We start from the raw sequence: 352 nt of genomic DNA, 5'->3' as shown, positions 1-352 counted from the left end.
AATAATTCACACTCAATAAATAATAACTCTATTATTAGATAACCAAGAGTAATTTACAGGTTATCTAAGAACGGCCTCCGTACAAGCCTACTCACGTCGGGATCGTCTCCCTCTATCGCCTCTGAGATGATTTCCATTTCTTCCTCGGAGAATTCCGCAAATGCGCGGCCGTTCTCCCGTTCAAGTGCCTTCCAAAGGGTCGCTTCAAGTAGTTCTATCTCTATCTCCCGACGCCGTTTGGGAGTTCCACAGCTAACGTATTCTTCGGTGAGTGCCTCGACCTCTTCGGTGTCAATGTTGATCTCTGTCATCGTTATCCCATCCGGTTCAGCGCGTCGCGTCGGTCTTCTAC

General features: G+C 47.7%; 1 protein-coding gene. It reads right to left on the bottom strand.

Annotated elements, in window-relative coordinates:
- Window positions 1-53: 53 nt before the first annotated feature.
- Window positions 54-352: hypothetical protein (locus EXE42_RS17320; RefSeq protein WP_206750772.1), on the bottom strand; the 299-nt coding region annotated here is incomplete at its 5' end.

The sequence above is a fragment of the Halorubrum sp. SP3 genome, assembly GCF_005435195.1.
Lineage (GTDB): Archaea > Halobacteriota > Halobacteria > Halobacteriales > Haloferacaceae > Halorubrum > Halorubrum sodomense.
This window is presented reverse-complemented; position numbering and strand designations above follow the sequence as displayed.